We start from the raw sequence: 13,190 nt of genomic DNA, 5'->3' as shown, positions 1-13,190 counted from the left end.
ACGGGTTACCTCCGGAGAATGACGTCATGACGCTCGACACGTACGACGCCACCGGTTCCGCCCGACGCCGGGCGGACGAGCACTGGAGCCGTCGTCGCGACCTCGAGCGTCAGCTGCACGACGGCCCGGCTCTGCGGATCGCCGCGCTGACCCTGCGCCTCGGTCTGCTCGCCCAGAAGGCGCGCCATGACGTCGGCGGCCTGCCGCACGACATCGAGGAACTGCAATACCAGTTGCACCTCATCCAGCAGGAACTGCGCGCGGTCGCCGATCGGATCTATCCGCCGCTGCTGCACGAGGCCGGTCTCGGGCCGGCCCTGCGGGAGCTGGCGAGCAGCGCCTCGGTCCGGGTCGACGCCGGCGGCGGCCGCTTCGATCCGGCGGTCGAGGGCGTGGTCTATTTCGTCATCGTCGGGGTTCTGGCGGCGCTGCCGCCCGCCACTCGAACGGTGGACGTGGTCATCCGACGGGATGCCGACGGCTTGGCGCTGGACCTCGGCGATGTCGATACTGGCCAGATCGGCGCCGTCCGGGACCGCGTCCGGTGGGTGGACGGGGTGGCGGAGGTGGGCGATGGCCTGATCGGAACGATAAGAGTGAGGATTCCGTGCGAGTAGCGCTGGCGGACGACGGTGCGTTGTTCCGCGACGGCCTGGTGATGCTGCTCGAGGCGGCCGGGCACGAGGTGGTCGGCTGCACCGCGGACGGAGACACCCTGGTCGAGTTGCTGGCCACCGAGCCCGCCGACGTGGCTGTCCTGGACATCCGGATGCCGCCCGAGCCCGACGGCGGCCTGTCCACCGCCGAGCGGCTGCGGGCCGATCACCCGGAGCTGGGTCTGCTGTTCCTCTCCCACTACGCCGAGACCCACTATCTGATCCGGGTGCTGAACATCGGCACCCAGGCGATCGGGTACCGCTTGAAGGAGAAGGTGGGCAGCGTCGAGGTCCTCAGCGACACCCTCACCCGGATCCGGGACGGCGAGATCGTCATCGAGCCGGTGCTGGCCCAGCGGCTGGTCGACCGGCCGAGCAGCAACCGGCGCGACATGCTGGCCACCCTGTCGGACCGCGAGCTGGACGTGCTGCGGCTGATGTCCGAGGGCCGCTCCAACGCGGGCATCGCCAGTCTGCTGTTCGTGGCGGCCAAGAGCATCGAGAAACACATCTCCAGCATCTTCATGAAGCTCGGGCTGCCGTCGGACGCCGCCGAGCAGCACCGGCGCGTGCTGGCCGTCTTGACGTTTCTGAGGTCAGTTCAGGACAGTGGCTGATCCGGTCACCAGGCTGGTGCGGACGATTCTGCCTGCCGGGGTGACGTTTCTGCTGCTGGTGACGGCCGCCGCGGTGGCCGGCCGGGCCGGGGCGGACCGCCCGGTCGCGTTGGCCTTGCCGTTCGCCGTGATCGCCGGCGCGACCGTTCTGCTCACCCGGCTACGGGGAGCCGTCGTCACGATGGCGGATCGGATCACCCGGCGTCGCAAGGTCACCCCGTATTCGGCGTTGACGGAGGCGGCTCGCCATCTGCGGTCGCCGTCGCTGCGCGAGGCCCTGCCCGGGTTGGCCCGGGCCCTTGCCGACGGCACCGGGGCCCAGCGGTCGACCATCTGGCTGGCCACCGGCGATCGGTTGGCCGTCGTGGCGTCGTATCCCGCCGGCCGCTCCGGCGCGCCGGAGAGCGCGGCGAGTCTTCCGGCGCTGCTGTCCCGGCCGGGGATCGCGTACGCCGTGCCGCTGCTGGACGCCGGCGAACTGCTTGCCGTGCTGGCGATCGAGAAGCCCGAGTCGCCGGTCACGGCGCAGGACCGGGCACTGCTGAACGACGTCGCCCACGGAACCGCACTGCTGCTGCGAAGGACCGCGCTCAACACCGAACTGACCGAACACGGACGCCGGGCCGATGAGTTGGTGCGGGAGTTGCACGGCTTCCGGCGCCGACTCGCCGGGGCGCGCGAGGTGGAGCGGCGCAGATTGATGACCCAGCTGTCCCGGGCCACCGCCGGACGCCTGGACGCCCTGCGTACGCACCTGACCGCGGCCCGGGCCACCCTCGGCGGTCACGCTGCCGGGTCCGCGCTGCGGCTGGCCCGCGCGGAGCTGGACGAGTTGATCGATCGGTTCCGGGTCATCGCCCGCGGCGTCTATCCCGCGGTGCTGCGCGGTCAGGGGCCGGCGGCGGCACTCGAGGAACTGGTGGCCGACCTGGACCGGCCGGTCCGGCTCACCGGCGATCTCACCGTACGGGCGGGGTGGGCGGTCGAGTCGGCCGCGTACCAGGTGACCGCGGCCGCCCTCGAGGTGCTCGCCGCGGAGCCGGCGTCCGGGGAGATCCGGGTGCGGGTGGCCCACGGCGACGCCCGGGTGCGGATCCTCATCGAGGACCCGTCACCGCCGGTGACCGCGGAACAGATGCGCGCCGTCCTGGTCGACGATGTCGAACGGCTTGCGGTTCTCGGCGGTGCCGTCGAATGTGCCGACGGGAACCGGGGCGAGCTGCGCCTGTATGCCTGGCTGCCGGACCGGCCGGACACGAGCAGGGAGTCGCTGCCGTGACGTCGCGGGTGCTGCGGGTCGCGTACCGGAGCATGGGTTTGATCTGCGGTCTGCTGGCCTTCGGCCGGCTCTTGATCGAGATTTCCCTGCTCGCCGCGGGGCATTTCCATGCCGGCCCCGAAGCCGTGACGAAGCTCGGCTGCGGGCTGCTCACCCTCGGCCTCGGGGCCGCGATCCTGCTCTCCAGGCATCGAGATAGATCGATGCGACTGTTCGCCCTCGCCCTGCTGGCCGGCGCCGGATCCGACCTCGGCCCGGTGATCACCGGGGACTTCCTGCTCCCCGCGGTTTCGCTGGGCGCCTTCGCCTGCGCGCTGCTGTCCTACCCGCCGGCCGGTGGATCACGCGGCCCCGGCCGCGACGAGATCGTGGTGACGGTGGGGGTCGTCGCCGTGCTCGGCGCGGCCATCGCGGCGGTTTTCCCGGCGACGCTGAGCCAGGTCGCGCTGTTCGGTGCCGTGCTGCCGGCCCTCGCCCTGGTGTTCCTGCGGCACCGCGGCCGCGACGACCTGACGGCGATCGAGCGTGCCCGGATCCGCCTGCTCTTCGGCATCCTGGTCAGCGCGGCCGTGATCATGGCGGTGCTGCTGCTGGTCTTCGTGCCGTTCGCGGCCGTGCGGGATCCGGCGCCACTGGTCTGGTTCAGCCACCTCGTACCGGTCACGGTCGCGATCGCCGCCAGCCGGCGCGCGTCGCTGCAGGCGGTCCAGCGCCGGCTCGGCACCGTACTGGTCGTTGCCCTGGTCACCGTGCTGATCGGCGGCCTGTTCGTGGTCCTGCACACCGTCGTGTCCGCTCCGGTCGCGGCGGTGCCGGTGGCGGTGCTCCTGCGGCCCGTCCATGTTCGCGTCGAGCGTGGTCTGAACCGCCTGCTCTACGGGCGCCGGCCGACGCCCTACAGCGTGCTGGCGTGCATCGGTGCGATGACGCGGACGAGCCCGCTCGACGCCACCGATCTGGCCCGCGTGGCCGAAGCGGTCGGGCGTGACCTGGGGGCGCACGTATGCCGGCTGAGCGTGGTGCGACCCGGGCTGCCGGAGCGGACGTACGCCTGGACGCGCCCCGGCGCGAGCGAGGACGAAGCCCTGGTCACCCTGCCCATCACCCGCGGCGGCGAACGGCTCGGCTCGATCACGGTGGACCGCTCGGCCACGATGGGGCCGGACACCTACCATTCCCGGCTGGTCGCCGACGTGGCCGACAGCCTCAGCATGGTGCTCGAGGCGTACCGCCTCCGGGTCGAGTTGGACCGGCAACTGCGGGCGGTCCGGGCGCACGCGGCGGACATCGCCCGCTCACGGCAACGACTGGTGGCCGAGATGGATGCCGAACGCCGCCGCCTCGAACGGGACCTGCACGACGGCGCCCAGCACCACCTGGTCTCGCTGCGGCTGGCGATCGGCCTGGCCGAGCACCGGGTCACCACCGGCACCGAGGCGGCCGAGGCCCACCTCGACCGGCTCACCGCCCACCTCGACGAGGCGGAGAACATCATGGTGCGTACGGCGACGGGCGGGACCTCACCGCGGCTCGTACGGCTCGGGCTGGTCGCGGCGCTGGAGGCCGAACTGGGCCTGAGCGTCACGACAACCGGGATGCCGGCCGGCCGGCGTTTCCCGGCCGAGATCGAGACGGCAGTCTGGTTCTGCTGCCTCGAAGCGGTGAACAACGCGCGCCGGCATGCGCCCGGCGCGCCGATCCGGCTGATTCTCACCTGCGGCGCGGACCGCCTGGAGTTCGGGGTGCACGACGACGGCCCGGGCTGGGACATGGCCGCGAACACCGTCCTGGGCCGAGGTCTGCGGAACGTGACGGCTCGGGTCACGGCGCTGGGCGGCATGGTCGAGGTGCGCTCGGAGCCGGGCGCCGGAACCCGGGTCGACGGCCGGGTGCCGTTGCCGGAGCGGTTCAGCCGGCCCAGCTGAGCCGCTGGGCGCGCTGCCGCAGCTCACTGACGGAGGCGAGGTCCAACTCGATGTCGGCCAGCGATTCCTGCAGCCGCTCGCTCTCCTCGGCCGCGCGCCGTGCCGTCTCGGCCAGCGCGGACAGGTGGCGGGACTCGGCCGTCACCACCTCGTTCAGGCCGACATGCATCTGCTGCTCGATGGCGCGGACTCCGTCGCGTACCCGCTTGCTGACGGCCATCCGGAATGCGTCGGTCAGCGACCGCAGCTCACTGACGCTTTCCGCGTTGCGCCGGCTGCGTTGCCGCTGTCGTTCCCCGGTCAGGGCGGCCCCGCCCAGGCAGACCGCACCGGCCGCGGCCCCGGCCACGGTCTCCCACAGCGACATCTCGACACCGAGGAGCCGGGGGAAGAAGAGGGCGACCATGATGCCGCTGTAGGTCGGCATGACAACACCGACCAGCCGCGTGGCCAGCGACTGTTTTTCGGACAGGGTCCGCGGACCGCGGTGGATGTACGCCACCAGCTCGGCCGGCGGCTCGAGGTCGAGCAAAACCGGCGGCGCCGGCTCGTTCAGCCCGATCGTGGAGACGACCCGCTCGCCGATCTCGCTCGCCGCCAGGCGCAACGCCCGTTGTACCGCCTCGGCCTCGGCCACCAGGCGTTTCCGCAGCCAGCGATCGAGGTCGTCGCCGGCCAGCCCCTGCTTCTCGATCGCTACGGTGCCCGCGTCGAGCAGGGCGCGCAACCAGTTGTTGATGGCGAAATCGATGTCCGAATCGGTCGCCGCCAAGGCATCACCGAGCACTCGGGGCCACCTGCCGGTGCGCTCCTGGAACTGTCGCAGGCGGGCCTCGGCGTGCCGTGCCTCGGCGGCGAGCCGGGCCGTGCGGCCCGGGTCGACCAGGGCGGCCCGGCGGATCCGAAGGTCGACCTCCAGCGACTGCAGGGCCCACACCACCGCTTCCGCGATGGGTGCGGCCGGACGCGCGGCGGCCACGTCGTCCGCGGCCACGCGCATCCGGCGGACGAGATCGGGCCGGGCGTTGGCCTCGGCGCCCTGCAACACCAGGTCGACAATGTCTCCCAGGTCGTCCCGGACAACCAGGTCGTTGGTCACGGTCATCGGGATCTCCTTCGGTTACCGGTCGGCTGGGTGCGGCTGGGTGCCGCCGGCCGAAGCCGGCGGCTACCCGTGCCCGTCGTCAGTGGCAGGCCACGAACGCGTTGTGGTCGAAACTGATCAGCGGCCGACCGCCGTCGTGGCAGTCGTTGCCACCCCAGCGCGGTCCGTCGTGGCAGTCGTTGCCGCCCCAGCGCGGGCCGTCGTTGCAGTCCTGGAAGCCGCCCCAGCGCGGGCCGTCGTTGCAGTCCTGGATGCCGCCCCAGCGCGGGCCGTCGTCGCAACCGTGGTTGCCGCCCCAGCCGCCGCCGTTGTGGTGCGACTCGTGGCCGCGGCCCCAGCCGCCGTGCTGCCCGCGACCGGGGTCGAAGCAGTCGTTGCCGCCGCGGTGGGTGCTCTGCCACATGCTCATGTCATGTCCTTAAATCGGGGGGTTTTGCTTACCGGGAAGATGCTGCCGGTTCGGCGCCTACGCCAACGACCGAGCAAGCCCCCGAAGGCCAGGTGGCCAACCCCCCACTCCGAGGTGGGGTCTTCCCTACCTCGAAGGTGGCCGCCCCCTACTGCTCGTAGCGGCGGCCGGTGATCTCGCCCGACCGGGCGTCGATCACGAAATGCGGGCCGCCGCCCAGCGACATCGTGTCGGTCAGCTCGTAGTCGACGTACCACTCGCCGCCGTGGTGGCGGGCGGTCACCGTGTACACGCTCAGGTCGTGGTAGGACTGCCGGGCCTCGGCCTCGGCGATGAATGGTCGGACGAGGCGTGGGTTTGCCAGGAGGCGAGAATGCGAAGGCCCGCCTCGGATGAGGATCCGGGCGCCGCGGTGTAGGTGATCAGGGTTTGATCGGGATCGTCGGATGCTCGTAGCGCTTCCTGCGCCAGGTGCAAGGGGCCGGCCAGCGGGTGGCGTACCTCGTAGACGGTGTGTCTCTTGTCGCCGACCGGGTGCTCGGGCCACACCTGGCGGAACAGCGAGCTGTGCAGCGTCAGCTCGTCGATGAGCTCGGCGAGGAGTGGGTCACGGGGGTGGCGGCCCGCGTCGAGGTGCAGGAACGCGGCGATGTCGCGCGCCTTGTGTCGCTGATCGCGAAACAGCGCCCCGATGTGCTCGTCGAGGAAGAACAGGCGAGCGAAGTTGCGCTGCCGTGGCGGCATCGCCCGGAAGTCGGCGATCAGGGCGAGACCGAGCGGGTTCCAGGCCAGCACGTCGGTGCGCCGGCCGACGACGAACGCGGGAACCTCGGTCATGGCGTTCATGAGTTGGCGCAGTGCGGGCCGGACCTGTTGCGGCGGGCCGGGCAGGCGCGCAGTGCGGCTCGGGCGGGCCAGGTTTCGTAGATGCGCGCGTTCGTCGTCAGCGAGGCGAAGGGCGTTGGCGACGGCGTCGAGGACGGCGTCGGAGACGTGGAAGCCGCGGCCTTGCTCAAGGCGAATGTAGTAGTCGACGCTGACGCCGGCCAGTTGGGCCAGCTCTTCGCGGCGCAGGCCGGGAACCCTGCGCCGGGTCGCCAGCGGTTGCAGCCCGACATCCTCCGGGCGCAGCCGCGCTCGCCGCGATCGCAGGAATTCGGCCATGGCGGTGTGCCGGTCCATGCGGCCAGTATGGCCGCTTCACCGCCGGCGAGCGTGGTACTGCTCGACCCAGGTCAGGGGTGCCCGGGGTTGATCGGAGCTCTGGGTAACCGCCGCCGGCCGGCGGATGCTGGCCTCAGCATGACCTCATGGACTGACAAGGGAGGAACTGACGTGTTGCACGTGAACACCGCAACGGCGCTGGTAACCGGAGCCAACCGAGGCATCGGACGAGCGCTGGTTGAGGCACTGCTCGCGCGGGGTGCCCGGAAGGTGTACGCAACCGCCCGCCGCATCGAGACGCTGGCCGGCCTCACGAACGATGCCCGGGTGGTGGCTCTGCCGCTGGACATCACCGACGCCGACCAGGTTGCCGCCGCGGCGGCCGCGGCCGGCGACGTCACGCTGCTGGTGAACAACGGCGGCTCGCTGGAGTTCGCGGATCTGCTCGGCGGTGAACTCTCGGCGATCCACGCGGACCTGATGACCAACTATTTCGGCACGCTCGCGGTCACCCGGGCGTTCGTTCCGGTGCTGCGCCGCAACGGTGGCGGCGCGATCGTCAACATGTCGAGCCTGGTGGCGTTGGGCGCGGTGCCCGGCATGGGCGGCTACGGCGTGTCCAAAGCGGCCGTGGCATCGATGACCCAGGCCGTGCGGGCCCAGGTGGCCGGTGCGGGTATCGCCGTGCACGGCGTGTTCCCCGGCGCGGTGGACACCGACATGATCAGGGCGTTCGAGATCCCGAAGAGCAGCCCGGCGGACGTCGCGCACGCCATTCTCGTCGGTGTCGAGGCCGGCGATGAGGACATCTTCCCGGACCCGATGTCCCGCGACGGCTACCAGGTGTGGCGTGACGACCCGAAGACGCTCGAACGCCGGATGGCCTCGATCTGACCCAGGAAGGCCCGTCGCCATTGGTGTCCGGCCATTCTTCCGGGTCGTACCTTAAGGGCGCCGGAAGCCTAGATATCGAAATTATAACGAGCCGGAAATTGCTCATTCGTTGGCATCGGCTCGGTAAAGCTTGCCGTAAGCCCAGCGTAAGGCGTTTAAACAATGCTTAAGCGCATTGACTTCGTTCTTTCTCGGAGGCAAGACTGGCGCCGAATCCCTCATTTTGTGGCGGCGGATGATCGGGCACGAGCCGTGAATCAGCGCCGCGAATAATCGCGCTAGGAGCACCGTTGAAACGCAAAGTCGCGCTGGCGACCGGTCTGGCGGCCGTCACCGTAGCGGGGTCCATCGCCCTCACCATGCCGCAGGTGAACGCGGCGATCACCGCGGCTCCCGCGGCACCCAAGGCCGCCGCCGACCCGGTCCCGACCGCCGTCGCCGAGTCCCGGGCGACCACCTCGGCCTCGGCGCTGGTGGCCGAGAAGCCGAAGCTGTTCTTCAAGGGCGGTCACGACGAGCTGGTGAAGCGCCAGGTGGTCAGCCAGCACGGCCTGCAGTACGTCGCCTACACCCGTACCTATCAGGGTCTTCAGGTCGAGGGCGGGGACGCGGTCGTCGTCACCGACGCCAACGGCAAGGTGCTGGACAACTACGTCGCGCAGCAGCAGGCGCTGTCGGTCGGCACCACCGCGAAGATCTCGGCCGGCACCGCGGTCAAGACCGCGCGCAAGCAGCTCACCAAGGTCACCTCCGTGGACGCCGGCACCCTCAAGGTCGTCGCCCAGGAAGCCGGCGTCCTGGCGTACGAGGTGGTGGTCTCCGGCAGCAAGCGGGCCGAAGGCCGGCTGGTCCCGAGCGTGCTGCACGTCTTCGTGGACGCGACCACCGGCACGGTGATGAACGATCTGACCCGCGACGACGTCGTGGACGCGGCCGGGCACGGCGCCTACTACGGCGACGTCACGATCAACACGCAGAGCTCCGGTGGGCAGTTCGTGATGAGCGACGCGACCCGCCCGGGCCTGGCGTGCGGCCCGCAGACCGGCCAGCCGTTCACCAGCACGACCAACGTCTGGGGCACCGGCAGCGCGACCGACCTGGTCACCGGCTGCGTCGACGCGATGTACACGGTCTCCGAAGAGTGGGACATGCTGCGCGAGTGGCTCGGCCGCAACGGCATCGACGGCAACGGCAAGGCTTTCCCGGTACGGATGGGCCTGCAGGACGTCAACGCCTTCTGGAACGGTTCGCGGGTCGAGATCGGCCACTCCTCCGACAACCGGCGGCTGCTCACCACGATGGACGTGCTCGGTCACGAGTTCGGGCACGCCATCAACCAGTTCACCCCGGGCGGCTCCAGCGCGGGCAACGAGGCCGGCGGCATGAACGAGTCCACCGGTGACATCTTCGGCGCCCTGACCGAGTTCTTCGCCAACGACCCGAAGGACAAGCCCGACTACACCGTGGGCGAGCTGGCCAACCTGACCGGCAACGGGCCGATCCGCAACATGGCCGACCCGTCGAAGGTCGGCGACCCGAACTGCTTCTCCAGCGCCATCCCGAGCACCGAGGTGCACGCCGCGGCCGGTCCGCAGAACCACTGGTTCTACCTGCTGGCCGAGGGTTCGCGCCCGACCGATGGGCAGCCGACCAGCCCGACCTGCAACAACAGCACGGTCACCGGGATCGGCATCGAGAAGGCCGGGCAGATCTACATGGCCACGCTGAACCGTAAGACCAGCAGCTGGACGCACGCCAAGGCGCGGGCCGCCTCGGTGGCCTCGGCCGCGCAGCTGTTCGGCAACGGCACCGAGTGCGCGACCGTCAAGGCGGCGTGGACCGCGGTGAGTGTCCCGGCCGGCAGCAACGAGCCGGCCTGCACCGGCACCGGTTCCACCACCGCGCCGACCACGACGCCCACCACGGCCCCGACCACCCGGCCGACCACGGCGCCCACGACCCCGCCGACCACGGCGCCGACCACCGGCCCGACCACGGCGCCCCCGACCGCGCCGTCCGGTGACTGCCAGGCCGGCTTCGCCTCGCACGACAGCGGCGCCATCGCCGCCGGTGCGACCGCGGTGACCGGCACGTTCACCGCCGCCGGTGGCCGGCACACCGCCTGCATGGCCGGCCCGTCCGGCACCGACTTCGACCTCTACCTGGACAAGAACGTCAACGGGCGATGGACGAACGTGGCCAAGTCCACCGGTGAGACGGCCCGCGAGAACATCGCGTACACCGGCACCACCGGCTCCTACCGCTACCGCATCGTGTCCTACAGCGGAGCCGGCAACGCCGTACTCGGCTGGAACGCACCCGCCTGAAGCTGATCACCGAACCGGCCGGGGTGGCGTGCGACGCCACCCCGGCCGTTTCTGCCACGAGGATGAGGAACCCGCGGTGCGAAAGTCACACATGTCCGTAGTCCTGGCCGCCTTGCTGCTGGGCGGTGTCGCCGGGTGCGCGACGAACGAGCAGCCCGCGGCGCCGGCGCCGGCCGCCTCGCCCGCCATCCCGATGTTCCCGGTCACCATCACCCGCCGGGGCGGCTTCGCCGGCGTCGACGACCGCGCTCAGATCACGGCCGACGGCTCGACGGTGGTGACGCACCGCGGCAAACCGCCCGTCCGCGGTTCGCTGCCGGCCGGCACGATGGCGGACCTCCGTCAGCTGCTGATCGCACCGGACTTCACCACGGACTCTCCGCCGGTGTGCGCGGACGGCTACGAATACGAGGTCATCAGCGCGTCGGCGACCACGTCGATCCAGGTCTGCGGCGCTCCGGACAGCGCCGAGCCGGCCCGGATGGTGGCCATCGGCGCAACCTTGTTCGACGGTTAGGTTCGGTCGGCGCTGAGAGGGTCGACGGTGATGGCGTTGAGGGGCCCCGGCCGGCCGTAGAGGAAACCCTGGCCGGCCTTGCAACCCAGCTCGACCAGCATGGCCGCCTGAGCCTCGTCCTCGATGCCCTCGGCGATGGCGGTGAGGCCGAGTGCGCCGAACAGCTGCCACAGCGTGCCGAGGATGTGGACGGCGGCCGGGTCGCGGGCGATGTCCTGGACGTACGTGCGGTCGATCTTGACGATGTCGGCGGGGAAGCGGTGCAGGTAGCGCAGCGACGCGTAGCCGGTGCCGAAGTCGTCGATGGCGATCCGGATGCCGAACTCGCGCAGCCGCCGCAGCGTGCCGATCACCTCGGACTCGTCGGCCAGCACGTTCTCGGTCACCTCGAGGACCAGCTGCCCCGGTCGCATACCGGCCTCGTACAGCGTCGCGACCACCTTCGACGGGAACGAGGCGTCGAGCATCTGCGATGGTGAGACGTTGACCGACAGGTACGCCGTGTGCGATCCCGGCCAGACCGCGAACTCCGCGCACGCCCGGCGCAGCACCAGCAGGCCGAGGTCGCCGATCAGGCCGGCGCGCTCGGCGACCGGGACGAACATGTCCGGCTGCACCGTGCCGAGCTCCGGGTGCTGCCAGCGGGCGAGGGCCTCGACGCCGGCGACGCGGCGTTCGCCCAGCGCCACGATCGGCTGGAAGGCGACGTGCAGGGTCCGGTCGGTCAGGGCTTTGCGGAGTTCGGCCCGCAACCGCACCTCCTGATCGAAGCCGTGCCGCATCGACGGCTCGAACATCGCGTACGAGTCCTTGCCCTGCGCCTTCGCCGCGTACATGGCCAGGTCGACGTTCTTGCGAAGGTCTTCCGAGGAGAACGAGCCGTCGGAGACGGCGAGGCCGACGCTCGCGCCCAGCCGGACCGTGCGGGTGCCGACCTCGACCGGCTCGTGCAGCAGCCCGAGCAGCCGCTGGGCCAGCCCGGGCAGGCCGTGGACGCGGCCGGTGAGCACGGCGAACTCGTCGCCGCCGAACCGGGCGATGGCGTCCGGCTCGGCGAAGCAGACGCGCAGCCGCTCGCTCACCGTGCGCAGCACGACGTCGCCGGCGTCATGCCCGAGCGAGTCGTTGATCATCTTGAAGTCGTCGAGGTCGAGGTAGACGATCGCGACCGGCTGGCCGGCGCCCAGCGCCCCCTCGAGCCGTTCCATGAACAGCGCGCGGTTGCCCAGCCCGGTCAGCGGGTCGTGATACGCCTGGTGCCGCAGGGTGCGGGTCAGCGTCGAGTTGTGCAGCAGGGTGGACAGCTGCCGCAGCAGGATCAGCAGGAAGCCGATCATCAGCGCTACGGCCTCCGGCGCGTCGACCCGGATGCCGGTCAGCGTCTGACCGGCGACCACGAGCGCGGCCAGCCCGAACGGGGCGTACGGCAGGGTGGTCTGCCAGCGGGCCATCACTCCGGTGTGGTCGAACGTCATCGGCCGTCTCGTCGCGAGCCAGCCGGCCGCCGCGTACGCGGCGAACGCGAAGAACCAGCCGGCGTCCGAGTTCTGTCCGCTGTAGTAGGTGCCGGCCGACGTGTCCAGGGCGAACAGCACGTCGCTGATGGTCATGCCGGTGAGCCCCAGGAGCAGCAGCAGGCCGATGCCGCGACTGCCGCGCCGGGTCCGGGCGGCGAGCAGCACGACGACCGTCGCCAGCACGATGTCGAAGACCGGGTAGGCCATCGACACGACGAATCCGAGCACCGAGTCGGAGCCGGCCTCCCACACCTCGCGGACCGTCAGGGACCAGCCGATCACGAACAGGGCGCAGCCGACGATCAGACCGTCGAGCAGCACGGTCACCCTGGATCCGAGCGACGTCCAGCCCGCGATCAGCCACAGCCCGACCGTGGCGAGCAGCGGGAACAGCAGGTAGCCGATGTCGGCCGGCGACGGGAACAGCACCTCCGCGTGGACGACGAGCTCGTTCCACGACCAGTAGAAGTTGCCCAGGCCCCAGCTCAGGCATCCGGCGGCGAGCAGGCGCCAGCCGAGACGGACGCTCGCCTCGCCCCTGCGGGCGGCGGCGAGGCAGGGGAGAGCGGCGAGGCAGGCGAGAAGGCTGCTGCCCAGTTGGGTGTACGTCGCTACCGGTGTTGCGGACAGGAAGAAGATCGGTGCCCCGGCCGCGAGGCACAACGCGACCAGCGCGGAGAGATGCCGTTGTTCACCCGTCACCGCGGGCTGACCGGTCGCACTGACGGTTCCACGCGGCGCAGTCTCACACGCACCGACAATCACGTTCAAGCCTGAACC

Annotated in this window: 12 protein-coding genes; 7 read left to right on the top strand and 5 right to left on the bottom strand. The window is 70.9% G+C overall.

Annotated features, from left to right (window positions below; all coding sequences use genetic code 11):
• The first annotated feature begins 26 nt into the window (after positions 1 to 26).
• Genes Adu01nite_RS35260 through Adu01nite_RS35245 form a run of 4 tightly spaced genes read left to right on the top strand, consistent with a single transcriptional unit; the run spans position 27 to position 4,477 of the window.
• Positions 27 to 617, top strand: a complete 591-nt coding sequence (locus Adu01nite_RS35260; protein WP_203733618.1) for a histidine kinase — start codon at positions 27 to 29, stop codon at positions 615 to 617.
• Positions 608 to 1,273, top strand: a complete 666-nt coding sequence (locus tag Adu01nite_RS35255) for a response regulator transcription factor (RefSeq protein WP_203733617.1) — start codon at positions 608 to 610, stop codon at positions 1,271 to 1,273. The genes Adu01nite_RS35260 and Adu01nite_RS35255 overlap by 10 nt, the downstream gene beginning before the upstream one ends.
• Positions 1,266 to 2,552: a sensor histidine kinase gene (locus Adu01nite_RS35250; protein WP_203733616.1), complete on the top strand. Its 1,287-nt coding sequence runs from the start codon at positions 1,266 to 1,268 to the stop codon at positions 2,550 to 2,552. Before Adu01nite_RS35255 ends, Adu01nite_RS35250 begins: the two co-directional genes overlap by 8 nt.
• Positions 2,549 to 4,477 carry a sensor histidine kinase gene (locus Adu01nite_RS35245; protein WP_203733615.1) on the top strand — a complete coding sequence of 643 codons (1,929 nt, stop codon included), beginning with the start codon at positions 2,549 to 2,551 and terminating at the stop codon, positions 4,475 to 4,477. Before Adu01nite_RS35250 ends, Adu01nite_RS35245 begins: the two co-directional genes overlap by 4 nt.
• On the opposite strand, the gene Adu01nite_RS35240 is transcribed toward Adu01nite_RS35245, so the two are convergent.
• From Adu01nite_RS35240 to Adu01nite_RS35230, 4 genes are all read right to left on the bottom strand, one after another.
• A complete protein-coding gene (locus Adu01nite_RS35240) occupies positions 4,461 to 5,582 on the bottom strand; it encodes a hypothetical protein (RefSeq protein WP_203733614.1) in 1,122 nt (373 codons plus the stop codon). The two genes, Adu01nite_RS35245 and Adu01nite_RS35240, sit on opposite strands and share 17 nt — an antisense overlap.
• A 79-nt stretch (positions 5,583 to 5,661) precedes the next feature.
• On the bottom strand, positions 5,662 to 5,991 hold the full coding sequence (locus Adu01nite_RS35235) for a hypothetical protein (RefSeq protein WP_203733613.1): 330 nt from the start codon (positions 5,989 to 5,991) through the stop codon (positions 5,662 to 5,664).
• Positions 5,992 to 6,139: 148 nt separating this feature from the next.
• Positions 6,140 to 6,274 (bottom strand): hypothetical protein, encoded by a 135-nt coding sequence (locus Adu01nite_RS48620; protein WP_275414739.1) that lies wholly within the window; start codon positions 6,272 to 6,274, stop codon positions 6,140 to 6,142.
• 11 nt (positions 6,275 to 6,285) lie between these two features.
• Positions 6,286 to 7,173, bottom strand: a complete 888-nt coding sequence (locus Adu01nite_RS35230; RefSeq protein ID WP_203733612.1) for a helix-turn-helix transcriptional regulator — start codon at positions 7,171 to 7,173, stop codon at positions 6,286 to 6,288.
• A gap of 120 nt (positions 7,174 to 7,293) precedes the next feature.
• On the opposite strand from Adu01nite_RS35230, the gene Adu01nite_RS35225 reads away from it, so the two are divergent.
• From Adu01nite_RS35225 to Adu01nite_RS35215, 3 genes are all read left to right on the top strand, one after another.
• A complete protein-coding gene (locus Adu01nite_RS35225) occupies positions 7,294 to 8,049 on the top strand; it encodes an SDR family oxidoreductase (RefSeq protein WP_203733611.1) in 756 nt (251 codons plus the stop codon).
• Positions 8,050 to 8,339: 290 nt separating this feature from the next.
• A complete protein-coding gene (locus tag Adu01nite_RS35220) occupies positions 8,340 to 10,376 on the top strand; it encodes a M4 family metallopeptidase (RefSeq protein WP_203733610.1) in 2,037 nt (678 codons plus the stop codon).
• A gap of 91 nt (positions 10,377 to 10,467) precedes the next feature.
• Positions 10,468 to 10,893: a hypothetical protein gene (locus Adu01nite_RS35215; RefSeq protein ID WP_203733609.1), complete on the top strand. Its 426-nt coding sequence runs from the start codon at positions 10,468 to 10,470 to the stop codon at positions 10,891 to 10,893.
• Here Adu01nite_RS35215 and Adu01nite_RS35210 read toward each other — a convergent pair.
• Complete coding sequence (locus Adu01nite_RS35210; RefSeq protein WP_203733608.1) at positions 10,890 to 13,112, bottom strand: putative bifunctional diguanylate cyclase/phosphodiesterase; 2,223 nt, start codon at positions 13,110 to 13,112, stop codon at positions 10,890 to 10,892. The genes Adu01nite_RS35215 and Adu01nite_RS35210 overlap by 4 nt on opposite strands.
• Positions 13,113 to 13,190 lie beyond the last annotated feature (78 nt).

This window comes from Paractinoplanes durhamensis, assembly GCF_016862175.1.
In the GTDB taxonomy this organism is placed as follows: Bacteria; Actinomycetota; Actinomycetes; order Mycobacteriales; family Micromonosporaceae; genus Actinoplanes; species Actinoplanes durhamensis.
This window is presented reverse-complemented; position numbering and strand designations above follow the sequence as displayed.

Excerpts from the sequence above, each read along its gene's own strand:
- Adu01nite_RS35225 (WP_203733611.1), top strand. The coding sequence starts at position 7,294 with ATGACCTCATGGACTGACAAGGGAGGAACTGACGTGTTGCACGTGAAC.
- Adu01nite_RS35215 (WP_203733609.1), top strand. The coding sequence starts at position 10,468 with ATGTCCGTAGTCCTGGCCGCCTTGCTGCTGGGCGGTGTCGCCGGGTGC.
- Adu01nite_RS35240 (WP_203733614.1), bottom strand. The coding sequence starts at position 5,582 with ATGACCGTGACCAACGACCTGGTTGTCCGGGACGACCTGGGAGACATT.
- Adu01nite_RS35260 (WP_203733618.1), top strand. The coding sequence starts at position 27 with ATGACGCTCGACACGTACGACGCCACCGGTTCCGCCCGACGCCGGGCG.
- Adu01nite_RS35235 (WP_203733613.1), bottom strand. The coding sequence starts at position 5,991 with ATGAGCATGTGGCAGAGCACCCACCGCGGCGGCAACGACTGCTTCGAC.
- Adu01nite_RS35230 (WP_203733612.1), bottom strand. The coding sequence starts at position 7,173 with ATGGACCGGCACACCGCCATGGCCGAATTCCTGCGATCGCGGCGAGCG.